This window comes from Xanthomonas sp. NCPPB 1067 (assembly GCF_020783795.1).
In the GTDB taxonomy this organism is placed as follows: domain Bacteria; phylum Pseudomonadota; class Gammaproteobacteria; order Xanthomonadales; family Xanthomonadaceae; genus Xanthomonas; species Xanthomonas melonis.
On the sequence record NZ_JAJGQG010000008.1, the window covers coordinates 150,682 to 174,742 of the forward strand.

The 24,061-nt window shown below is 66.6% G+C and carries 14 protein-coding genes; 7 read left to right on the forward strand and 7 right to left on the reverse strand.

The window, feature by feature from the left end; genetic code table 11:
- The first annotated feature begins 58 nt into the window (after positions 1-58).
- The gene (locus tag LL962_RS08990; protein ID WP_167395275.1) at positions 59-1,357 is read left to right on the forward strand and encodes a diguanylate cyclase; all 1,299 of its coding nucleotides are present in this window, start codon (positions 59-61) and stop codon (positions 1,355-1,357) included.
- A gap of 168 nt (positions 1,358-1,525) precedes the next feature.
- Here the strand turns inward: LL962_RS08990 and LL962_RS08995 are convergent, their stop codons facing one another.
- The 5 genes from LL962_RS08995 to LL962_RS09015 form a co-directional block, all read right to left on the reverse strand.
- Positions 1,526-2,806 carry an MFS transporter gene (locus LL962_RS08995; protein WP_228316649.1) on the reverse strand — a complete coding sequence of 427 codons (1,281 nt, stop codon included), beginning with the start codon at positions 2,804-2,806 and terminating at the stop codon, positions 1,526-1,528.
- A gap of 603 nt (positions 2,807-3,409) precedes the next feature.
- The gene (locus tag LL962_RS09000) at positions 3,410-3,688 is read right to left on the reverse strand and encodes a hypothetical protein (RefSeq protein ID WP_054593001.1); all 279 of its coding nucleotides are present in this window, start codon (positions 3,686-3,688) and stop codon (positions 3,410-3,412) included.
- Entirely contained in the window at positions 3,678-6,026 is a 2,349-nt protein-coding gene (locus LL962_RS09005) for an FdhF/YdeP family oxidoreductase (protein WP_228316650.1), read from the reverse strand. The genes LL962_RS09000 and LL962_RS09005 overlap by 11 nt, the downstream gene beginning before the upstream one ends.
- Complete coding sequence (gene fdhD, locus LL962_RS09010; RefSeq protein WP_228316651.1) at positions 6,023-6,868, reverse strand: formate dehydrogenase accessory sulfurtransferase FdhD; 846 nt, start codon at positions 6,866-6,868, stop codon at positions 6,023-6,025. Before fdhD ends, LL962_RS09005 begins: the two co-directional genes overlap by 4 nt.
- 6 nt (positions 6,869-6,874) lie before the next feature.
- A complete protein-coding gene (locus LL962_RS09015) occupies positions 6,875-8,554 on the reverse strand; it encodes an OFA family MFS transporter (RefSeq protein ID WP_104586872.1) in 1,680 nt (559 codons plus the stop codon).
- Between the two features lie 367 nt (positions 8,555-8,921).
- On the opposite strand from LL962_RS09015, the gene LL962_RS09020 reads away from it, so the two are divergent.
- The 6 genes from LL962_RS09020 to LL962_RS09045 all read left to right on the forward strand — a co-directional run bounded on the left by LL962_RS09020 (position 8,922) and on the right by LL962_RS09045 (position 20,266).
- Positions 8,922-10,274, forward strand: a complete 1,353-nt coding sequence (locus LL962_RS09020) for an aspartate aminotransferase family protein (RefSeq protein ID WP_228316652.1) — start codon at positions 8,922-8,924, stop codon at positions 10,272-10,274.
- 243 nt (positions 10,275-10,517) lie between these two features.
- Positions 10,518-11,390 carry a plasmid replication/partition related protein gene (locus LL962_RS09025; RefSeq protein WP_228316653.1) on the forward strand — a complete coding sequence of 291 codons (873 nt, stop codon included), beginning with the start codon at positions 10,518-10,520 and terminating at the stop codon, positions 11,388-11,390.
- A 146-nt stretch (positions 11,391-11,536) separates the two neighbouring features.
- A complete protein-coding gene (locus LL962_RS09030; protein ID WP_228316654.1) occupies positions 11,537-12,841 on the forward strand; it encodes a DUF445 domain-containing protein in 1,305 nt (434 codons plus the stop codon).
- Between the two features lie 144 nt (positions 12,842-12,985).
- Positions 12,986-17,080: a CHASE domain-containing hybrid sensor histidine kinase/response regulator gene (locus tag LL962_RS09035; RefSeq protein WP_228316655.1), complete on the forward strand. Its 4,095-nt coding sequence runs from the start codon at positions 12,986-12,988 to the stop codon at positions 17,078-17,080.
- Between the two features lie 36 nt (positions 17,081-17,116).
- Complete coding sequence (locus LL962_RS09040; RefSeq protein WP_228316656.1) at positions 17,117-18,109, forward strand: HD-GYP domain-containing protein; 993 nt, start codon at positions 17,117-17,119, stop codon at positions 18,107-18,109.
- A gap of 729 nt (positions 18,110-18,838) precedes the next feature.
- Entirely contained in the window at positions 18,839-20,266 is a 1,428-nt protein-coding gene (locus LL962_RS09045; RefSeq protein ID WP_228316657.1) for an MFS transporter, read from the forward strand.
- 238 nt (positions 20,267-20,504) lie between these two features.
- Here the strand turns inward: LL962_RS09045 and LL962_RS09050 are convergent, their stop codons facing one another.
- Positions 20,505-21,128 carry a hypothetical protein gene (locus LL962_RS09050; RefSeq protein WP_228316659.1) on the reverse strand — a complete coding sequence of 208 codons (624 nt, stop codon included), beginning with the start codon at positions 21,126-21,128 and terminating at the stop codon, positions 20,505-20,507.
- 40 nt (positions 21,129-21,168) lie between these two features.
- Positions 21,169-24,061, reverse strand: a 2,893-nt coding sequence (locus LL962_RS09055) for a hypothetical protein (protein WP_228316660.1), incomplete at its 5' end; no start/stop codon positions are given.

Sequence of the window (24,061 nt, forward strand, 5' to 3'; positions counted from 1 at the left end):
AAGTTTTTGCGGGCCGAGCCGTTAGCTGGTCTGACGGTTCGATCCACACGGCCAACCGATGTCCCCAGGCACCCTAAATCGCAACAGTGAAAGCGCAGTCCTGCCGCAGCGCGTGCTGCTTGTGGAGAACTCGCGTACGTTCACCAGCATGCTGCGCGAAGCCATCGAGCAACGCGTGGAACTGCCGGTCACGGTCGTTTCGACCCTGGCCGAAGCGGCGCGTGTCCTGGACGAGGAAGACGGCTGGTTCCTGGTCCTGACCGGCCTGGTGCTGGTAGACGGCGATCGCGACAAGGTGGTGGAGTTCTTCCTGTCGCGCAACCTGCCCACCGTGGTGGTCAGCGGCGTCTACGACGAGGATCTGCGCCAGCGCGTACTGCAGCAGCAGATCATCGACTACGTGCTCAAGAACGCACCGGGCAGCATCGAGTACCTGGCCTGGCTGGTGCAGCGCCTGGAACGCAATCGCCGCATCGGCGCACTGGTGGTGGACGATTCGTTGTCCGCACGCACCTATGCCGCCGCGCTGCTGTCGATGTACGGCTACCGGGTGGTGCTGGCGGCCGACGGTGCGGCCGGCCTGGAGGCGATCGAGCGCGATCCGGGCATCCGCCTGACCATCGTCGACCAGGAAATGCCCGGCATGGAAGGGGTGGAATTCACCCGCCGGCTGCGTGCGATCCGCTCGCGCGACAAGGTGGCGGTGATCGGCATCTCCGGCAACAGCGATTCGTCGCTGATCCCGCGCTTCCTGAAGAACGGCGCCAACGACTTCCTGCGCAAACCGTTCTCGCGCGAGGAATTCTTCTGCCGCGTTTCGCAGAACGTGGACCAGCTGGAATTGATCGGCACGCTGCAGGACCTGGCCACGCGCGACTTCCTCACCGGCCTGCCGAACCGGCGCTACTTCCTGGAACAGAGCCAGCGGGTGATCCCCAAGCTGCTGTCGCAGGAACAGACCGTCACCGCGGCGATGCTGGATATCGATCACTTCAAGCACATCAACGACACCTGGGGCCACGAAGCCGGCGACCAGGCCCTGCGTGCGGTGGCCGCTTCGGTCTCCGGGCATGCGCGTCCGCAGGACCTGGTGGCACGCTTCGGCGGCGAGGAATTCTGCCTGCTGGTGCCGGGGCTGGATGCGGCCAACGCCGCCAGCTATTTCGAAACCCTGCGCGAACGCATCAGCGCGCTACGCGTGCGCATCGGCGATGAAACGCTGAGCATGACGGTGAGCATCGGCGTCTGCATCGCGACCGAAGGCGACCAGTCGCTGCATCACCTGTTGAACGAAGCCGACAAATATCTCTACCTGGCCAAGGCCGGCGGCCGCAACCAGGTCCGTCTGGCGAGCTGATCGCCGCCGCAACGGCACTGCGCTTTCAAGCGCACCTCGGATCGGCTCCGGCTGGGCACAGCGATCGCCTTGCAGGAGCGCTCCCGGGCGCGATGAAGCTCTTCCGACAAGCCCGCCGCGCCCGTGTGCGTTCCTGCGAATCCATAGACGCGTCCACGCAAGACCCTCTCAACGACGCGAGCTGCGCGCCACCATCAGCGCGAACAGGCTCAGCACCGCCGCACCGCCAAGGTAATACCCCACCGCCTGCACTCCGTAGCGCGCTGCCAGCTGGGTGGCGACATACGGCGCCGGCGCCGCGCCCAGGATGCTCGCCAGATTGAACGACAGCGAGGCACCGGTGTAACGCACCTCGGTGGGATACAACTGCGCCAGCAGTGTTCCGCACGGTCCGTAGGTCAGGCCCATGAAGAAGAATCCCAGCGACAGAAAGGCCAGCACCTGCAGCGGATGGTCGGCCTGGAACAGCGGTGCAAACGCCAACCCGAATGCGACGATGGCGATGCTGGCCAGCATCATCGCCAGTGGCGCGCCGTGCCGGTCACCGAACTTCGCCGACAACGGGATGCCCAGCGCGAAGAACACGATGCCAGCCATCTGCAGCAGCAGGAACTGCTCCTTGTCGTAGCCCAGGCTCTTGGTGCCGTAGCCCAAGGCAAACACGGTCATCAGATAGAACAGCACGAAAGTGGCGAACGCGCCCAGGGTGCCGACGATCAGGGCTGGCCAATGTTGCGAGATCACCGTGCCCAGCGGCAGGCGCACGCGCGTGTCGCGATCCAGGGTCTTCTGGAAATCCGGTGTCTCGGTGATGCTCAGGCGGACCCACAGGCCGACGATCACCAACAGGGCGCTGGCCAGAAACGGAACCCGCCAGCCCCAGGCCATGAAATCGGCATCGTCCAACAATGCCCCCATGCCCAGAAAGGTGCCGGTGGACAACAAGAAACCCAGCGGCGCACCGAGCTGCGGAAACATGCCGTACCACACGCGCTTGCCGGGCGGTGCGTTCTCGGTGGCCAGCAACACCGCTCCGCCCCATTCGCCGCCCAGGCCCAGGCCCTGGCCGAAGCGGCACACCGCCAGCAACGCCGGCGCCAGTACGCCGATCTGCGCATAGCCTGGCAGCAGGCCGATCGCCACCGTGGACAGGCCCATCGTCAACAGCGCCGCCACCAGGGTGGCCTTGCGGCCGATGCGGTCACCGAAATGCCCGAACACCGCCGAGCCCACCGGCCGCGCGATGAAGGCCACCGCGAAGGTGGCCAGCGACTGCAGCATCGCCGCGCTGCCGTCGCCCGCCGGAAAGAACAGCGTCGGGAACACCAGCACCGCGGCAGTGGCGTAGATATAGAAATCGAAGAACTCGATGGTGGTGCCGATCAGGCTGGCGAACAGCACGCGCGCAGGCGAATTGATGGGAGCAGCAAGCGGCGCAGCAGCAGTCATCGTTGATCGGTATCCAGACAAGACAAGTCAGCCGATTTTGGCAGATAGCAGCAACGGTTTGCGCAAGCCAACCTGCTCGCGAAAAGTTACAGCCGTGATTGCTTGCCTTTCGGACCGAATCAGCTTCTCGTCGGATAATGATCGGGAGAGCAAAGCGGACTGTCGTCAGCTGATGATTGACCGCGCTGAGAATGCGTCAGTTTCAGAGCCTCGGGTCTGCGGTTTGGTAGCAGGACCTTTGCCCACCCATCATCGCGGGGCACGTCGCAAGCATGTCCTCAGGCACCGCCAACACTCGGAATCTCGTTTGCTTTGGAGCCGTCGGACAGTGTTGATAGATTATTTGTAGAGCGGATGATCTGCAGTTTTGCTGCAAGGTCCTTGCCCGCCCACCATCGCGGGACACGCCGCAAGTACGTCCGTGTAGGCTCTTACGCGGCATCCATGCCGCGTAAGGTCCCGCGACGGTGAGCGGCCAAGGACCTGTCGAGGTGGTCGGTGCGTTTGGTTGCAAGCAAAGCATGGACTGCGCTGTTCGGATCAGGTTGCATCTGATCGAGCTTCCCGTGCAGGTGAAGCAGCCGGGAAGAACCAGCAAGTTGCTCAGTCGCCCTGCTGCGTTTGCGTCATTGCACGTTGCGCATGCGCTGCCAGTCCGAGATCCGTCAGCACTGCGAATTGGCGCTCGCCGCGGTCTTCTACCTGGATCCAGCCCGGACCGGGCTGACCGTCCAGACTGGCGTTACCCAACCACGCCAGGGTGCGCAGCAGCACGCTCATGCGCACGCCCAGTTGCTTGCACAGGCGCGCCAGCGACACGCCCTCTGGCGTGTCGGCCAATGCGGCAAGCAGCAGCGCGGTGAGCTGTGGGTCAGCGGACAAGCACCGCTCCGATGTCGCGCGGCGCCGCATCGGCGGTTTCGGCCCGGTGCGGCAGCACGATCACCGGAATCGACTTGGAGGTCGGCGTACGCGCTTCGTCGGCGAAGCTGGACAGCGGCACCAACGCATTGGTTTCCGGGTAGTACGCCGCCAGACAGCCGCGCGGAATGTTGTAGTCCACCAACAGGAAGCGCCGCGCCTCGCGGCGTACGCCGTCCTCGCACAGGCTTTCCAGGTCCACCCAGTCGCCGGCCTTCATGTTCAAGGCCGCGATGTCGGCGCCGTTGATGAACAGCACCCGGCGCTCGCCGAACACGCCGCGATAGCGGTCGTCCAGGCCATAGATGGTGGTGTTGTACTGGTCGTGCGAGCGGGTGGTGGCCAACGTGAACACCATCCGGTCGTCACGGCTGCGGCGCGCCCGATGGATGGGGTTGTCGGTGGGCACCGCATGCGGCTTGAACACCGCGCGTTGCTCGGGCGTCACCCACTTGCGGTCGCGTGCGGTGTTGGACAGGCGGAAGCCGCCCGGCACGCGTACCCGCTGGTTGAAGTCGGCGAAGTCCGGAAACACCTGCGCAATGAGATCGCGAATGCGATCGTAGTCCCCCACCAGCCAGCGCCAGCGGATCGCACTGCGCGCGCCCAGCGTGGCTTCGGCCATGCGCGCCACGATCGCCGGCTCGGACAGCAGGTCCGGCGAGGCCGGCGGATTGATGCCCGCCGACAGGTGCACCATGCTCATCGAATCCTCCACCGTCACACCCTGCGAGCCGGCGTCCTGGATATCGATTTCGGTGCGCCCCAGGCAGGGCAGGATCAGCGCATCGCGTCCATGCACCAGGTGGCTGCGATTGAGCTTGGTGGTGACGTGGACGGTGAGCTCGCAGTTGCGCAGTGCGCGGTGGGTGGCATCGGTATCGGGCGTGGCGGCGGCGAAGTTGCCGCCCATCGCGAAGAACACCTTGCCGCGGCCGTCCAGCATCGCCTCGATGGCACCGACGGTATCGAAGCCGTCTGCGCGCGGCGGGGCGAAACCGAACACCGTCTGCAGCTTGTCCAGAAACGCCGCCGGCGGCTTTTCGTAGATCATCATGGTGCGATCGCCCTGCACGTTGCTGTGCCCGCGCACCGGGCAAACGCCCGCACCCGGGCGGCCCAGGTGGCCACGCAGCAGCAACAGGTTGGTGATCATGTGGATGGTGGCCACCGAATGCTTATGCTGGGTGATGCCCATGCCCCAGCAGGCGATCACGCGCTCGGCCTTCAGATAGATCTCGCCGGCCTTGCGCAGCGCCGCCTCGTCCAGGCCGGATTCCTCGACGATGGTGTCCCAGGATTCCGCTGCCACGTCCGCAGCGAAAGCGTCGAAATTGGCGGTGTGCTCGGCGATGAAATCCAGGTCCAGCAGGCGTGCTGCGCCCTCGTGCTGGGCCTGCGCATCGCGCTCCAGCACGTGCTTGATGATGCCCTTGATCGCGGCCAGATCGCCGCCGATCTTGAGCTGGAAATAATCCGAGGCGATGCGGGTGGAGCCGTTGTGCAGCATCTCCAGCTTGTCCTGCGGGTCGGCAAATTTTTCCAGCCCGCGCTCGCGCAGCGGATTGAACGCGGCGATCGCCGCACCGCGCTTGGAGGCCTGGCGCAGCTCGCCCAGCATGCGCGGGTGGTTGGTGCCCGGGTTCTGGCCGAAGATGAAGATGGCATCGGCCAGCTCGAAATCGTGCAGCGACACGGTGCCCTTGCCCACCCCGATCTGCGAACGCAGCGCAGTGCCGGAGGGCTCGTGGCACATGTTGGAGCAGTCGGGGAAGTTGTTGGTGCCGAACTCGCGTACGAACAATTGATACAGGAACGCCGCTTCGTTGCTGGTGCGCCCGGAGGTGTAGAAGATCGCCTCGTCCGGGCTCGCCAGGCCGTTGAGATGGCTGGCGATCTGCGCGAACGCCGCGTCCCAGCTCACCGGCACGTAGTGGTCGGTGGCCGCGTCGTAGCGCATCGGCTGGGTCAGGCGTCCCTGCCCTTCCAGCCAGTAATCGCTGTATTGCGACAACAGGCTGACGCTGTGCGAGGCGAACAGTTCCGGCCCGGCGCGGCGCGCGGTGGATTCGGCCGCCACGGCCTTGGCGCCGTTCTCGCAGAACTCGAAGGTGGAGGTGTGATCGCGGTCGGGCCAGGCACAACCAGGGCAGTCGAAGCCGTCCGGCTGGTTGGCATGCAGCAGCGTCTTGGCGCCCTGCACCGCGATGTCCTGTTCCATCAGGTGCTTGGCCACCGAGCGCAAGGCGCCCCAGCCGCCAGCGGGATTGTCGTATTGCTTGATGGTCTTCTTGCTCATGCGGGCTCTCCCACCGCCACGCCCAGGTTCAGGCGCTGCGGATGGCTGTAAACGACACAATCGTGATCGCGGGCAAACCCGATCAGGGTCAGGCCCGCACTGTCGGCCAGGCTGATCGCCAGCGCGGTCGGCGCGGAAATCGCTGCGAGCAGCGGTATCCGGGCCTGCGCGGCTTTCATGGCCATCTCGTAACTGGCGCGGCTGGTGACCACCGCGAATCCGTGCGATGCATCGATGCCTGCGCGCGCCAATGCACCGATCAACTTGTCCAGGGCGTTATGCCGGCCCACGTCTTCGCGCACCAGCTGCACCTCGCCCCGTGCATCCGCCCACGCGGCGGCATGCACCGCGCCGGTCTGTGCGGCGATGGGCTGCCGTGCGTGCAGCGCATCCAGTGCATGCGCCAGTGCGTCCACCTCGATCTGCAGCGAAGACTGCAGCACTGGCGGCACACGCAGCACCGCCTCGATCGATTCATTGCCGCACACCCCGCAACCGCTGCGGCCATCCAGGTTGCGCCGCCGCCGGTCCAGCGCGGCTGCCCGCTCGGGCGGGATCTCGATCTGCAACGAAGCGCCTTCCAGGAACGTCTCCACCGCGATCATGCGCAGATCCTGTGCGTGATCGACGATGCCTTCGCTCAGCGAGAACCCGAGTGCGAAGTCCTCCAGGTCCTCCGGCGTGGCCATCATCACCGCGAACGGCACGCTGTTGTAGACGAAGGCGACCGGCATTTCGGCCGCCACCATGTCCTGCACCGTGGCGCTGCGGCCGCCGCGATGGCGACGGACCGTGCGCACCACACTGCCGGGGCGCACGGAGCGGGAAGACGGAGTGGTCATCTCACCTCAATGGAACAGCACGAAGGCTTTCTGCAGCGTCACCCAGATGCCGAACAGCATCGGGATACCGACCGCCAACCAGGCGAACGCCACCAGCGCGGGGTTGCCGCCATGACCGATGCGCGCCATCTGCTCCGGCGGCAGCACTGCATGCCCGCTGCGGTCGACCTTTTCGTGCGCCAGCTGCTTTTCACGCGCCAGTTCGTCGGGCGTCATGAAATGACGCGCGGCCACCGGGCGCACCAGCAGGTTGCAGATCAGGCCGAGTACGAGCATTCCGGCCAGGATGTACATGGTGGTGTTGTAGACCTGTGACGGCGGGCTGCCGTGCGCCAGCTGGTACTCGCGCATATAGCCCACCACCACCGGGCCGAGGATGCCCGCGGTGGCCCAGGCGGTCAGCAGGCGGCCGTGGATGGCACCCACCATCTGGGTGCCGAACAGGTCGGCCAGATACGCGGGAATGGTGGCGAAGCCGCCGCCGTACATCGACAGGATGATGCAGAAGATGCCCACGAACAGCGCGATGCCGCCCACCCCACCGGCAGACGGCGCCGCCGCGTACAGGCAGATGCCGAGCAGGAAGAACACCGTGTAGGTGTTCTTGCGGCCGAGCTTGTCGGACATGCTGGCCCAGAAGAAGCGGCCGCCGATGTTGAACAGGCTCAGCAGGCCGGTGAACCCGGCCGCGATGGCGGCGATGCTGGCCAGCTGGGTCGGATCCAGGCTGCCGAAGCCGGCATCCACGCCGATCAGCCGGCCGCCGAACACTTCCTGCAGCATCGGCGAGGACATGCCGATCACGCCGATGCCCGCCGACACGTTCAGGCACAGCACGCCCCACAGCAGCCAGAACTGCGGGATGCCCCAGACCTTCTTCACGTGCACGTGGTTGGAGGTGATCATCGTATTGGTGCTGGCCACCGGGGCGGTCCAGCCGGCCGGGGTCCAGCCGCTCGGCGGCACGCGGTAGCCGAAGGCACCGGCCATCATGAAGACGAAATACAGCGCGGCCATGACCAGGAAGGTTTCCATCACGCCCACCGAGGTGGGGGTGGCGAAATGGCGCATCAGCGCATCGGCCAGCGGGCTGCCGATCATCGCGCCGCCGCCGAAGCCCATGATCGCCATGCCGGTCGCCATGCCGCGGCGGTCCGGGAACCACTTGATCAGGGTCGAGACCGGCGAGATGTAGCCCAGGCCCAGACCGATACCGCCAATCACGCCCGAGCCCAGCCACAGCATCCAGATCTGGTGGAAGTGGATGCCCACCGCCGAAATCACCAGGCCGCCGCACCAGCACAGCGCCGAGACCACGCCCGCCTTGCGCGGGCCGGCGCGCTCCAGCCAACCGCCCCAGATCGCCGCCGAACAGCCCAGCAACACGAAGAACAGCGTGTACATCCACTGCAGTTCGCTGATCTTCCAGTCGCAGGTGGTGGCCACCATGCGGGCGAACAGCCCCATGTCGGCCGGGCACGCGATCGACTCGGTAATGCCCAGCGCCTTGGACAACGGCAACCAGAACACGCTGAAGCCATACGCCATGCCGATGCACAGATGGATCGCCAACGCCGCCGGCGGTACCAACCAACGATTGAACCCTGGACGCGCAACGATGCGCTCCTTGGACAGCAGACCGGCATCGGTGCCGCTGGCTGTCGCCACGGTGGACCCTTGCGTCATTCCCATTTCCCCAAGATAGAAGTGCGATGAATACGATTGACGGCTGCGCTGGATTGGCAAGACGCGACGGCCGGCGACGGCAATCAGACCCGACAGGCATCGGTCTGGCGCATCATCGGCGATCCCGGCATCTTTGCAATGCTCCGTCTCGCCCCGCAGCGTTCCATCGCGCCGCCACGCCCGCGCCACGCAAGCCTTCCTTGAGATTAGCGGCCGGCACTGCGACTAATTGACTAGTCCTTATCGATTAGGCCGGGCGGGTGCACCTGCCTTCTGACGCGGTGCGGCGCCACACCCGTGCGCGACCCGGGGTGACGCAGACAGCGCCAGCTGCGTAGAGTCGGTCATCCCCGTCCCGGAGCCCGCGATGCACGACCGTCCTTCGCACGCCCCCGCGCATGCGCTGCACAGACCGGAGCAGCTGGACGCGTTCTGGATGCCGTTCACCGCCAACCGGCAGTTCAAGGCGCGCCCTCGCCTGCTGGCCTCGGCGCATGGCATGTACTACCGCGACGTCGAAGGACGCCAGATCCTGGACGGCACTGCCGGGCTGTGGTGCTGCAATGCCGGGCATGGCCGCGAGCGCATCGTGGCGGCGATCCGCGAGCAGGCCGGCACGCTGGATTTTGCGCCCACCTTCCAGATGGGCTCACCGCTGCCGTTCGTGCTGGCCCAGCGCCTGGCGGCGATCGCCCCGCCGGGGCTGGGGCACGTGTTCTTCACCAATTCCGGTTCGGAGGCGGTGGATAGCGCGATGAAGATCGTGCTGGCCTATCACCGGCTGCGCGGCGAGGGCCAGCGCACCCGCTTCATCGGCCGCGAGAAGGCCTACCACGGGGTGGGCTTCGGCGGCCTGTCGATCGGCGGGCTGCCCAACAATCGCAAATGGTTCGGCCCGCTGCTGGCCGGCAGCGATCACCTGCGCCACACCCTGGATCTGTCGCGCAATGCCTACGCGCGTGGGCTGCCGGCACATGGCGCGGAACTGGCCGACGATCTGGAACGGCTGATCGCACTGCACGACGCCTCCACCATTGCCGCGGTGTTCGTCGAACCGGTGTCCGGTTCGGCCGGGGTGATCCTGCCGCCGGAAGGTTATCTGCAGCGGCTGCGCGCGATCTGCGACCGCCATGGCATCGTGCTGGTGTTCGACGAAGTGATCACCGGCTTCGGTCGGGTCGGCGAGGCGTTCGCGGCGCAGCGCTTCGGCGTCACCCCGGACCTCATCACCGCCGCCAAGGGACTGACCAGCGGCACCGTGCCGATGGGCGCGGTGCTGGTGAGCGACGCCATCCACGACGCCTTCATGCACGGGACGGAGGCGGCGATCGAGCTGTTCCATGGCTATACCTATTCCGGCCACCCGCTGGCCTGCGCGGCGGCACTGGCCACGCTGGACACCTATGCCGAAGAAGGCCTGTTCCAGCGCGCGATCACGCTGGGCCCGCAGTGGGAACAGGCGCTGCACGGCCTGCGCGGGCTGCCGCATGTGATCGACATCCGCAACATCGGCCTGATCGGCGCGATCGAGCTGGCGCCGCGCGCCGATGCGCCCGGCGCGCGCGGCTACGCCGCGTTCGAGCGCTGCTTCCACGAGGGCGGCCTGCTGGTGCGGGTCACCGGCGATGTCATCGCGCTGTCGCCGCCGCTGATCGTCACGCCCGAACAGATCGGGCAGATGGTCCAGATCCTGGCCACGATCCTGCGCACGCTGGACTGAGCCCGCCATCCGCTGACGGCGCCGCGCCTGCGCAAGCACCGGCTGCGATCGGGCGATCGTGCCGATCGGCCGCGTGCGATCGCCCTGCCCGGCCCGCCCGAAGCCTGCGCGCGAGGCTGCGCCAACCAATGGCAGGCCACGCACCAGGCCTATGCGTGTCATGCGTACGGATGCCGCGTCAAGCGCGCAAAGCCTGAGCAGGCTCACTACAATGCCGGCCCCGTACTCCCCCGCAGTTGCCGCATGCACATCGTTGTCAAAGAAGAACTCAAGGCCTATATCGACCCGCTGACCCCCGACGAGCACGAGGCGCTGGAGCGCAGCCTGCTGGCCGAAGGCTGCCGCGACGCACTGGTGCTATGGGGCGATGTGCTGGTGGACGGCCACAACCGCTACGGCATCTGCCAGAAGCACGGACTGCCGTTCCAGACCGTGCAGAACCCGCGCTTCCAGTCGATGCAGGACGTGCACCTGTGGATGATCGAGCAGCACCTGGGCCGGCGCAGCGTGTCCGACTTCCAGCGCGGCGTGCTGGCGCTGCGCAAGCGCGAGATCCTGGCCGCACGTCAACGTCCCCAGCGGGAGGCCGATGCCGCCGCCGCAGCGCCTGGCCTGGCCGCCACCGCTGCGCCCGACGGCAGCGACGAACCCGCCGTGCGCGACAGCGGCACGGTGCAGGCGATCGAGGACACCGACAGCCCGCCGTGGGAAGAGACCTCCACCCCGGTCAGCCGTGCCGAGCTGGCCCGCGAGGCGCGGCTGAGCAGCAACCAGGTGGTGATGATCGAACGCATCCACAAGCAGGCCGCGCCCGAGGTGGTACAGGCAGTGAAGGCCGGCGAGATCTCGATCAGCGCTGCCGCCGCGGTGGCCACCCTGTCCGAGGACGAGCAGCGCGCTGCGGCGCAGGCCGGCAAGGCCGAACTCAAGCAGGCGGCCAAGCGCGTGCGCGACGCCAAGCGCAAGCCCAAGCCCGACGACGCCGAAGGTGGCGAAGCCGAGCGCCGCGACCTCAAGGCCTTGCAGCGCCGCGTCAACGAGCTGGAAAACGAGAATGCCGCCTTGCAGTCCAAGGTCGCCGCGTTGCAATCGCAGCTGGAACGTCTGCGCGGCTGAGTGCCAGACGGTGCATCACCCGTAGAAGCGCACCCGGGCGCGACGCGGCTTTCCCGGTGACCCCATCGCGCTCGGGCGCGCTCCTACCGGGCCATTACGCCCGGCCGTGGACATGCCCTGCTCCAGCGACTGGGTACACTTCGGGGATGGACCCAAGCCTCAGCACGCCCCGCCCCGTCGATCCCCGCCGCGCCCAGTTGCAGCGCATGAAGCTGCTCGCTGCAGCGCTGTTGCTGGCCATGTTCGCCGGCTTCGTGATCAGCCACCTGATGGGCGAACAAGGCATCTGGGCCTGGGTATCGGCCTTCTGCGAAGCGGCCACGGTCGGCGCGCTGGCCGACTGGTTCGCGGTGGTGGCCCTGTTTCGCCACCCGATGGGCTTGCCGATTCCGCATACCGCCATCCTGCCACGCGGCAAGGAGCGCCTGGCCGACGGGCTGGCGGTGTTCGTGCGCGACCAGTTCCTCGCCCCGGATGCGCTGATGGAAAAACTGCGCGTGTTCGATCCCGCCAGCCGCCTCGGCGAGTGGCTGGCCAAGCCCGAGCAGGCGCGCATGCTCGCGCAGATGGCACGCGGCTGGATGTTGCAGGCGATGGAACTGCTGGATGAGGCCGCCGTGCGGCGCGCGATCCAGCGCTTCGTGGTGGACCGGCTGCGCAAGTGGAACGCGGCCGCCACCGTCGGCGACGTGATGGCCCTGCTCACCACCGACGGACGCCACCAGAAACTGCTCGACGAGGTGCTGCTGCGCCTGGGCGACTGGCTGGGCCAGGAACAGGTCAAGACGCGCGCATCGGCGCTGATCGTGCGCTACGCGCGTCGCGAGTGGCCCAAACTGGTGGGCACGGTCAATTGGGTCAAGCCGATCGAAGAAATCGGCGACTCCCTGGCCGACCGCATGGCGCGCGCGGCAATCGAAGAACTGCAGGACATCCTCACCACGCCCGAGCATCCGATCAGGCGCGACTATGAAACCTGGTTGCAGGGTTACATCGGACGCCTGCGCGACGAGCCGGAGATGGCCGCCCGGGTCGAAGCGCTCAAGCAGCGGATGATCGAGCATCCTGCCCTGCAGGACTACGTGCAAGGGCTGTGGGGCGAGATCCGCGACGCGCTGCGCAACGACCTGGCACGCGAAGAGTCGTCGGTGGCCGCGCACATCGAGCGCTCGATGCAATCGCTCGGCCAGGCACTGGCGCAGGACCCGTCGCTGCGCGAAGCACTCAACCAGCACATGCTGCAGGCCGCCGACAAACTCACCTCACGGTTGCGCACGTCAGTGACCGACCATATCGCTTCGACGATGAAAAGTTGGGACGAACGTCACCTCGTCGAACAATTGGAATTGGGTGTTGGACGCGATCTGCAATACATTCGCTTCAACGGAACGTTGGTCGGTGGATTGATCGGCCTCATCCTTCACGCGTTGTCGATCTGGCTCTCGTTCTGATGCGCTGACACCAGATCGATCGCCCACCGACAGGCGCGCAGGCAGGGGCTACGCACGCAATCGCATCGACACTCGCGGCATACACGGTCGGCGTCGGCGCCGGCCACATACCGGGCACGCAACAGGCAAGGCGAAGGAACGAACATGCCGAATGGCCGCTGGAATCTGCGCAGGAAATACGGGCGCCGGGCGTTTCTGTGTGCTGCGCTGATTCTCGCAGCCGGCCTGCTCGCCGCCGTTCTTGCCGGCGTCTGGTTGCAACGGCACAACGAACTGGAGCGCGAACAGCGCTTCCAGTACGTGGTGCGCGCACTGGCGCGCAACATCGGCGAACGCATGTACACCTTCGAACACGGCCTGCGTGGGGCGCGCGGCGCGGTGATCGGCGCAGGCAGCGACGTGATCAGTCGGGAACGCTTCACCCTGTACAGCCGTTCGCGCGACTATGCGCGCGAGTTTCCCGGCGTCCTGGGCTATGGCTACATCCATCGGGTCGCACCCGCCGACGAGGAGCGGTTTCTGCAGACCGCACGCGCCGATGGCGCACCGGATATCCATCGCCGCGCCTTGGCGCCGTGGGACGGCGAACGCTACCTGGTGCTGTATTTCGAGCCGGAATCCTCGGGCAACCGTCCCATCGGCCTGGACATCGCCTCCGAACCGCGGCGCCGCGCCGCCGCCCTGCAGGCTGCACGCAGTGGCGAGCCCATCATGACCTCGCCAGTGTCGTTGTCCGGCTACCGCATTCCCAACGAGAGCGGTTTCCTGGTGCTGCTGGCGGTGTATCGCGAGGGCATGCCGTTGCAGACCCCGCAACAACGCATGGCAGCGACCAGCGGCTGGGTATATGCGCCTTTCAGCGTCGAACAGATGGTGCAGAGCGCGCTGGGCGAACGTAACGACGTGGCGCTGGACCTGTCCGATCGCGACGAGCCCACCCATACGTTCTACCGCAGCGGCATCGCCGCCCACGACAGCGCCCGCCGCCGCCCGGTCGTGCAGTCGCTGCCCATCTATGGCCGCACCTGGATCATCACCGCCCATCCCACCGACAGCTTCGTCGCCTCGCTCAACCAGACCTCTCCCTGGCTGATCGGCGGCCTGGTGATGGGCACGGCGGCACTGCTGGCGGCGTTGTTGAGCCTGTATTTCAGCAACGGCCTGCGTCGCGAGGAAGTGTTGCGCAAGCAGATGGAACTGGCCGCTCTGGTGAGTCATTCCAGCGAAGCGATCGTGGCCGAGACCCCGGATGGGCGCATCACCCACTGGAACCCGGCTGCCGAAGCGATGTTCGGTTACCCGGCATCGGAAGCAGTCGGCCAGAACCTGAACTCGCTGCTGTCGCCACAACCCTATGCGATGCCGGAGATCGACCATTCCGAGCAGGCGCCCGCAGCCAACGCCTCTGCAGCGCTGAGCATGCGTCACCGCGATGGCCACCAGGTCCATGTGCTGGCCAGCAAGGCGCCGATCATCGAAGCCGACGAAACGCTCAGCGGCCATTCGCATTTCTTCCGCGACATCTCCGAACGGGTCCGCTCGCATCAGCGCATCGTCGACCTCAATGCCTCGCTCGAGCACCAGGTGGCCGAGCGCACCAGCGAGCTGGTGAAGTTCTCGGTGCTGCAGCGCGCGATCCTGGCACATGCCGGCTACGCCATCATCGCCACCGACTCGGCTGGGTTCGTGACGCTGTTCAATCCCGCCGCCGAGAAACTGCTGGGTTACAACGCCGACGATGTCATCGGTCGGCGCAAGGCCAGCCAGTTCGTCGAGCACGACCAACTGCAGGAACGCGCACAGCGGCTGTCCGAACAGACCGGCGTCCCGGTGGCGCCTGCACTGGAGGCGGTGGCGGCGTTGACCAGCCTGGGCCGCAGCGACACCAGCGAATGGACCTACGTCAGCCATGATGGTCGCCGCCTGCCGGTGTTGCTGACGCTGAGCACGCTGCGCGACGACAACGACCAGGTGATTGGCTATCTGGGCGTGGCGGTCGATCTCACCGAGCAGAAGCTGCACGAAAAACAACTGCGGCTGGCGATGGACGCGGCCAAGAGCGCCAACCAGTCCAAGTCCGACTTCCTGGCCAACATGAGCCACGAGATCCGGACCCCGATGAACGCCATCCTGGGCATGCTCTACCTGCTCCAGCGCAGCGAGCTGGGCGGCGCGGCCCAGGACATGGTGGCCAAAATCGACCGCTCCGCGCGCAACCTGCTGGAGATCATCAACGACATCCTGGACTTCTCCAAGATCGAGGCCGGGCGTATCGATCTGGAACGCGCGCCATTCGATCTCAATCAACTGTTCGACAATATCGCCGACCTGATGCGCTCCTCGCTCAGCGCCAAGCCGGTGGAGATGATCGTCGAGCCGCTGCCGCGCGACAGTCGCTGGCTGTTGGGTGATGCGCTGCGCATCAACCAGGTGCTGGTCAACCTGGTCGGCAACGCGATCAAGTTCACCGAACAGGGCGAGGTGGTGCTGTCGGTACGGCGCTTTCCCAGCGGCGATCCGAACAGGGTCAAGCTGCTGTTCTCGGTGCGCGATTCCGGCATCGGCATTTCCAAGGAAAAGCAGAGCCTGATCTTCTCGCCGTTCCTGCAAGCTGATACCTCGACCAGCCGGCGCTACGGCGGCAGCGGCCTGGGCCTGACCATCAGCCGCCGGCTCATCGAGCTGATGGGCGGCGAGCTGGAGGTGGAAAGCGTGCCCGGCCGCGGCAGCGAGTTCTACTTCGTGGTGACGCTGGAGAAGGCCGAGCCGCCAGCCACACAGACCGAGCTCCCTGCACTGCCGCCCGAAGCGATGCCGCGGGTATTGATTGCCGACGACCACGACGCGGCGCTGAACAACCTGGTGCGTATCGCCACCGATCTCGGCTGGCAGGTGGATGCGGTGACCAGCGGGCAGGCCGCACTGGCCGCGATCGAACAGGCCGGGAAGCCCTACGACATCTTCCTGCTCGACTGGCGCATGCCCGACATCGACGGCGTGGCGATCGCCCGCCAGATCCGCGCACGCGCGGCCCCCGGGCCGCATCCGGTGATCGTGATGGTCACCGCCTACGAACGCCGCCTGCTGGAGCAGCATCCCGAGCAGCAGGACCTGGATGCGGTGATGACCAAGCCGGTGACCAGCGCCGCGCTGCACCGCCTGGTGCAACAGCTGGCCGACGCGCGCCTGGACGCACGCCCGGCAGCGCCGACCTTCGTGTCGCGACGGCTGGAAGGAGCGAACCTGCTGCTGGTGGACGACAGCGAAATCAATTGCGAGGTGGCGCAACGCATCCTCGAAGGCGAAGGCGCGATGGTGACCGTCGCCCACGACGGCGAGCAGGCGGTGAACGTGCTGCAGCGCGCGCCGGAGTTGTTTCAACTTGTGTTGATGGACGTGCAGATGCCGGTGGTGGATGGTTACGAAGCCACCCGCAGGCTGCGCCAGATCCCTGCCCTGGCCAGCCTGCCGGTGATCGCCCTGACTGCCGGCGCGTTTCGCCCCCAGCAGGAAAAAGCCCTGGAAGCCGGCATGAACGGTTTCATTGCCAAACCGTTCAACGTGGAGGAACTGGTCACCGCGATCCGTCACTTCATGCACCCGAACATGCGCCGCATCCCCTCGCTGCCGCACGAGGCCGATGGCGGCGAAGGCCCGGAATGGCAGCACAGCGATCCGGAATTGCTGGACGCCGCGCGCGCGCGCAGCCTGTGGCGCGAACGCGAGCCCTATGTGCGCTACCTGCTCAAGCTGCTGCGCGAAAACCCCGACCCGGCCGCCACCGCTGCCGAGCATCTGCAGCGCAACGATCTGCCGGCCATCGGCGCGATGGCGCACAAGTTGCGCGGTGCAGCCGGGTCGCTGGCGCTGCCGGCGCTGGCCGGCGCGGCAGGCGAGCTGGAGAGCTGCGTCGAGGACGGCCACGACCTCACTGCCGCGATGGTGACGCTCAAGGACATCATGCAGCGCACCGCCGATGCGATCCACGCCTTCGTGCAGCACGACGCGGTGGAGGCGATCGGCGATGCCGCCGGAGGCGCGATCGACGCCGACAGCGTGCAGATCCTGGAAGCGGCCTTCGCCAGCGACGACGCCGACAAGATCGACCACGCGCTCTTGATCTGCGCACCGCGTCTGCCCGACGGCTTGCGCCAGGAATTGCAGCGCGCGGTGGAGGATTTCGACTTCCGTGGCGCCGAAACCATGCTGCGCCAGTGGCAGACCACCCACCCATCATGAAGGCCACCTTCCCAAGCCATCGGTAAGGAAATACGCATGCCGTCCCGCCCCCTGCTTTGCGTCGACGACGAATCCAGCAACCTGGCCACCCTGCGCCAGCTGCTGCGTGACGAGTTTGCGCTGGTGTTCGCCAAGTCCGGCGGTGAAGCGCTGGAGGCGGTCGGCCGCCATGCGCCGGCACTGATCCTGCTGGATGTCGAATTGCCCGACATGGACGGCTACGCGGTGGCGCGCGCGCTCAAGCGGGATCCTGCAAGCAGTGCGATCCCCATCCTGTTCGTGACCTCGCGTAGCGGCATGCGCGACGAGCAGGCCGGCCTGGACGCGGGCGCGGCCGATTACGTCAGCAAACCCTACTCGCCGGCCCTGCTCAAGGCACGTATCGGCACCCAGTTGAAGCTGGCCGAAAGCCTGCGCCTGGCCGAGCAGTACCACGCTGCGATCCATCTGCTGGGTACCGCCGGCCAGGGCCATGACATGGATACGGGCGCGCATATCTGGCGCATGGCGCTGTATGCGCGCGTCCTGGCCGAGGCGGCGGGCTGGTCACCGCAACGGGCGCAGCTGCTGCAGGACGCCGCGCCGCTGCATGACGCCGGCAAGATCGCCGTGCCTGCCAACATCCTGCACAAACCCGACGCGCTGGACGAATACGAACGTTCGGTGGTGCGGCAGCATCCGCAAGCCGGCCACGACCTGCTGCGTCACGGGCGCGGGCCGGTGTTCCAGCTGGCGGCCGAAGTCGCGCTGCATCATCACGAATGCTGGGACGGCAGCGGGTATCCGCAGGGTCTGGCCGGCGACGCCATTCCCGAATCGGCCCGCATCGTCGCGGTGGCCGACGTGTTCGACGCCCTGTGCGGGCGGCGCGCCTACAAGGCGCCGTGGCTGGTGGACGATGCGGTACGCAAGCTCGACAGTATGTCCGGCAAGCAGCTGGAACCGCGCCTGGTGCAGCATTTTCATGCGGCGCTGCCGCAGCTCATCCAGATCAAGGACGCCTGGGACAGCCGTGCGGCGCCCGGTTGATGCGCGCAGACCAGCGCATGGCGACAGCGGGTAGACCGGCCACCAGGCGCGGACGCTGGCGGCTGTGTTCCTCCTCACGCCCGTTTCGAGCCCGCGTCGCGTCGCGTCCAGGCTTATGTTGCAAGGCACAGCCGCCAGCGGCAGGCAGGCCGCGCCTCTCGCTTCGGCGGAAAACGGCCAGGCCGTGCAGCCCTGGACCATCACCCTTCTCCCGCCGTGAAGCCACAGGTTCCAGCAGAGCGTGGGCCGCGCCTCTCACTTTGCGGGAATCGGCTCCACCATGCAGCGTGGACCATCACCCTTCTCCCGCCGGGAGAAGGTGCCCCGAAGGGGCGGATGAGGGGACGTGCCGCACCTGGCATCGCCCAATCACTCGAACACCCAGCGCACTGCAACGGAGCCGCCACCGCCGGCATGCCCTCATCCACGTAGCGAAGGAAGGACGGCGCGTAACCGGCCAATGATGCAACGCGAAGATATCGCACGGGTGGCACGAGGGTTTGTGCAGACCGTTCCCCACAGCATTCTCCTCTTCGGCAGGCCGACCAAGGCTTAAGACGTCGCAAGCCGTCATCTGCGACACGCTGTGCACGCAGCGTTGCCATCTTGCGCTTGAACCGCCCGGCACGCGGGCGGACAATACCAATGTTGCGCCGCACAACACCGTGCGACGCGGGTCGATCCGGCTGCCGCTGCGGCGCCGTCGATGGCCCGGCAACCGAGAATCCGATGTCATCCAGCGTGCCCGAGACCGACACCGCGCCGCCGTCCTATCCCGATTACCGCATCATTTCGTTGATCCTGGCCTGCGCCATCTTCATGGAGCAGATGGACGCCACCGTACTGGCGACCGCGCTACCTGCCCTGGCGCACGAGTTCGGCGTCGCCGCGCCGGCCATGAGCATCGCCATGACCAGCTATCTGCTGGCATTGGCGGTGCTGATCCCGGCCAGCGGCGCGATCGCCGACCGCTTCGGCCTGCGCCGCGTCTTCGGCGCGTCGATCTGGGTGTTCGTCGGCGGATCGATCCTGTGTTCGCTGGCCGACAGCCTGCCCGCGCTGGTCGCCGCGCGCGTGCTGCAAGGCGCCGGTGGCGCGATGATGGCACCCTTGGGCCGGCTGATCCTGCTGCGCACCGTCGAACGCCGCCACCTCGTGTCGGCGATGGCCTGGACGCTGGTGCCTGCCTTCATCGGCCCCATGCTCGGCCCGCCGCTGGGCGGCTTTTTCGTGTCGTATCTGGACTGGCGCTGGATCTTCTACATCAACGTCCCGATCGGCGTGGCCGGCTTCTTCCTGATGCGTCGCTTCATCCCGGAGATTCCCGCCGAATCGGCGCCGCCGCGCTTCGACCTGCGCGGCTTCGTGCTGTGCGGCGTCGCCCTGGGCTGCCTGTTGTTCGGGTTGGAGATGGTCAGCCAGGAACAGGGCGCCGGCAAGGCTGCCGGATTGTTGGCCATCGGCGGTAGCGCGGCCCTGGGCTATCTCTGGCATGCGCGCCATCACCCTGCTCCGCTGCTGGATCTGACCCTGCTGCGGATCGAGTCGTTCCGGCTATCGGTGATCGGCGGCGCGCTGATGCGCATCACCCAGGGCGCGCATCCGTTTCTATTGCCGTTGCTGTTCCAGATCGGCTTTGGCATGAGCGCCGCGCACAGCGGCCGCCTGATCCTGGCCACCGCGCTGGGCGCGCTGCTCATGCGCAGCATCACCCCACGGCTGCTGCGCCGCTTCGGCTACCGCAACAGCCTGATCGGCAACGGTGTGCTGGCCAGCCTGGGCTACATGGTGTGTGCGCTGTTCCGCCCCGATTGGCCGCAGCCGCTGATGTTCGGCCTGCTGCTGTGCTGCGGCGCCTTCATGTCGTTCCAGTTCGCCGCCTACAACACCATCGCCTACGAAAACGTGCCGGCAGCGCGCATGAGCCGCGCCAGCAGTCTGTACACCACCCTGCAGCAATTGATGCTCTCGGTGGGCGTCTGCGCCGGGGCGATGATCCTCAAGCTGGCGATGCTGGCCGGCGACCATGTCCAGCCGCAACAACGCGATTTCTCGCTGGCCTTCTGCGTGGTCAGCCTGATCTCGCTCAGCGCCACCTGGTGGCATCTGCGCTTCGACACGCATGCCGGACAGGAAATGAGCGGGCATCGCGCTTAACGAGTCGGTTCTGATCGACGACATCATCAGCGTCACCGACGGCGTCGCATTTCACATCCACCGCAGTGGCGCGAAGCTGCACCAATCTCCGGCAGGGCAAGCCGAATCTGCGTCAGCACACTCCAAGCCACTGCGTGGCGAGAGGCCCAATACCCGAAATGGCCAGGGATCGAGCCTGGACCCAACATCGCACGACGTGTCGATCGCTCCATTTCCTCGATCGTGCATTACCGCAGTGTCATCGACGCTCAGCGACCACGCGATACTGACCTTTATCGCCATAGCGTGGCCCTTTCCTGTCGATCTCGGCGCATAGCCTGTCCTTGCCACAGGCAACCAGATTGGCACGCACGACACGATCCAGAAAGGTGATTTCCGCCCTGAGTTGGGCGGCTTCCGCGATAGCCGCTTTTGTACTGTAGAGCGCGTAGCCGGCGACGACCACGCTGAGGACACCCGCCACCAGCAGGGCAATCGATGCGATCCACATGCGCCGCGTTATCGCTGTTTCCAGGGAATGCCGTGCGTGGGCGTAACGCTGGGTGGACTGCTGGACCGTCTGCTCCGCAGTTGCCATCTTCTTGTTGAATCGCTCAGCCGCCGGTTCCAGCGTTTGTGTCAGCGCCTGATTGCTCAGTTGCGTCAGCCTGGGTAGCGCGCTCTCCACCACACGATCGATGCGCTGATCGGCACGATTGACCGCGCTCTGCAGAAGCTGCAGCTGCTCCCGGATCAGATCTTCCAATGCTTTCTCCCGCCGCTGCAGCGTCCCGATCATCGCCGCCATGGCCTGGGTCGACTCTTTCAGCGTGCGTTCGGAACCGTTGGCATCGGGCTGTGCGGAGGTGTTGTGCATGTCCATAGTGCTCTCTCGATAACTCAGTTTGCTGCATGCGTTCCAGCTATCCACCGCCACCTCCGCCACCGCCTCCGCCACCGCCTCCGTCGCCACCTCCACCGCCGTCGCCCTCTGGTCCTTGCATCGCCGGGCCCCTGGCGAACTGCGGTAGCGTCATCACCATCACCGGGCCACGGCTGGTCTGCACCTCTGTCGAGACGTCCATGTTCAACGCCTGGCGCGTGTTCGCCTGCTCTTCGGCCTCCTGCAGGGCCTGCGCATCCAGGAATTCATGGCCCCGTTTGGCAAGGGCCTGGCTGTAGGGGCTGTTGGCGACCCGTTCCAAGGCCTGCTCGATCGCCAGCTCGTTCTTGCAGTCGATGGCGTACAGCAACTCGTCCACATCCGGATCGCCGGTGATGTTCTTGCGCTGGGGCGGCGGCCGATCTTCCTGCTCGCCAGCGGCAAGAGATTGTCGCGCCGTGTCTGCCGGCGGGGCGCGTGGGTGTCTTAGGCCAGAGGGACCATCGGGATCGTACCCTTCACGCAATTCCAGCTCGGTAAACGGCCGCTCACCCCGGTCCACGCGTGCCTGCCGCGCTTCGGCGACGCGGTTTTCCATTTCGAGCTCCTGTTCGAGTTGGATACGCAGCTCACGCATGGAGCGCTCGATCGCCTCCCAGGAGTCCGGATCGGCGGGCACGGTGGCAGGACGGTGGTGCTCATCTGCCAGGGGTGCGGAAAGCGGCTCGCGCACATCGGGCACGCACTCGGGTGCGTCGGCGGAGCGGCCTGCGGTCGGCATGTCCAGCGATGGCCCGGTCGCTTGCGCGAGATGTGCGGACACTGGCAACGTCGCAGGGGGATCTGGTGCTTCCGGTGCTTGAGCCGCTGGAGTGCGCGCCTGTGGATCGTCGCGCTGTTCTGTGGTGACCGGCGTAGAGAACGACGGCGCGTTCGCCGCCTGCGCCAGGTACGCGTTCGCCGGCTGCTCGGGCTGCTGCGCAGGTGCCTCTTGGTGCGCATCCAAGGCTTGCGCCGTCATCGGCCGTTGGCCGCCGCGCAGGTCCGCGACCTGCTGCTGGCCTGCCGGTGCGGCCTGCGCGATCGCCGCGCTCAACGCTGCCTGCTGCTGGACTTCCTGCGGGCGCTGTTCTTGCGCTTGTTGGCTTTGCGGCCGCTGCTGCGCTACGTCGGATGTATGTGCTTGCGTCGGCGCTGACAGCTGCTCCTGGGGCCGTTGGGCGACGTCATCGGGGGTAGACCGCTGATCGGGTTGGCGCGGCGACGTGTCTTGCGCACGGAGCGACGACGGCTCGCGCGAGAGGGCTTCCTGTGCCGGCTCCTGCTCGCGTTGTGGAGCCGCTTGGGCGTGGAGCGGCTGTTGCTCGTGATGTTGCACCGTTTGCGCCTGCAGGCGTTCCTGCTCGCTCTGCTGGGCGTCCTGGGTCTGGCGTGTTTCCTGCTCGCGCTGCTGCGTCTCCTTAGCCTGCTGCTGCGCTTGTTCGCGCTGCTCGGTCTCGTGCGCCTGCCGCTGTGTTTGCTCGCGTTGCTGACTCGCCTGTGCCCGTTGCTGGGCCTGCACGTGTTGTTGGGCGTCCTGCTCCTGCTGCTCCAGCCGCTGGACTTGCTGGTGCCGCAGTTCCAGCGCGACGTGTGCCTGCAGCGCCTGGGCGGCCTGCGCACGAACGTCGTGTGCTGCCTGTGCCTGCATCGCGTGGGCGCGAGCCTGTGCCAGTTGCTGGTCCTGCGCCTGCAGGTCCTCCTGCTGCCGTTCTTCACGCTCTTGCGCAGCGCTGGCTGCCCGGCCCTGTGCATGCACGTCGAGGGCATGCTGGTTGGAGGGAGCGGAAGATGACGTGTCCGCATCTGCGGATACGTCTGATGTGCGAGGCGCAGAGGCCGACTGCTGTAGCGGCAAGGCTGGCTTCTGCTGCGCCTGCACCTCCTGCAGTGCCCGGCGGATGTCCTCGGTGCTGGTGACCGCTGCAATGCGCTCCACGCCATCGGCTCCACGTTGCAGATGCGCAATCGGACTATCGGCGCCGAACTGGCCGCCCGGGCCGCGCTGCAACTGCATCGCGCCATCGCCCACGAGTCCCTCCGCCTCGCGCGTGCGTTGAGTCGCCAGCTCGATCGCTTCGCGCCATTGCGGCTGCAACTCGGTGCCAATGATGCGATAGCGATACTGCGTTTGCTCGCGCTGCAGATCCTGCGCTGACGGCGGCGTTTCCCGGATGGCGGCAATCGCCTGCGCCTGCTCAGCCAGTGCGGGTTGCAGCAGTGCGCGCGTGGTCTCCAGTTCCAGCACGCGGTTGCCATCAGGTGGGGCACCGTTGCTGGTCCACCGGCCCTCCATATCGCGGTAGTAGCGTTGCCCGTCTGAAGCGGTCAACGCATCCGGATCGGGCAGCGCCTGCTGCACCGCTGGTGACATGGCCAGGCCATCGGCTGCCCAGCCGCTGCGGTGGTGGGCCAACTCGTAGCGCGCAGCGATCGCGCCGGGACTATTGGCGATGTTGCGGGCAATGACCTCCTGCGCTTGCGCCTCCAGCTCGGCTGCGCGTTGTGGCGAGGCGGTTTCCTGCACGTAGCTGCCACGATCGTTGGCGCCGGAGACTTCGGTCTTGACCAGCCGATGCCACTGACCGTCCGCTGCGTCGCGTCGCCAGTCGGCGCCGCTCAGGCTGGGACGGTCAGTGGCATTGGCCGGCTGCCGATACGGATCCTGCGGTGCGGGCGCATCCTTGAGGGCGAGCGCTGCAGCGGCATTGGTGGCCTGGTAGTTGAGTTCGCGGGCATTTTGATAGCTGGCGACGATGGGCGTGGCGGTAGGGTTGTCGATGCCATCGTTGCTGGTGTCGGCCTTGCCGGCGCGCACCCAGGCGGTGCCGTTGAACGACCACTGCGTGCCCTCGCGATCGGTCTGGGTGTAGATGGCGCGGTTGTCGAGCAAC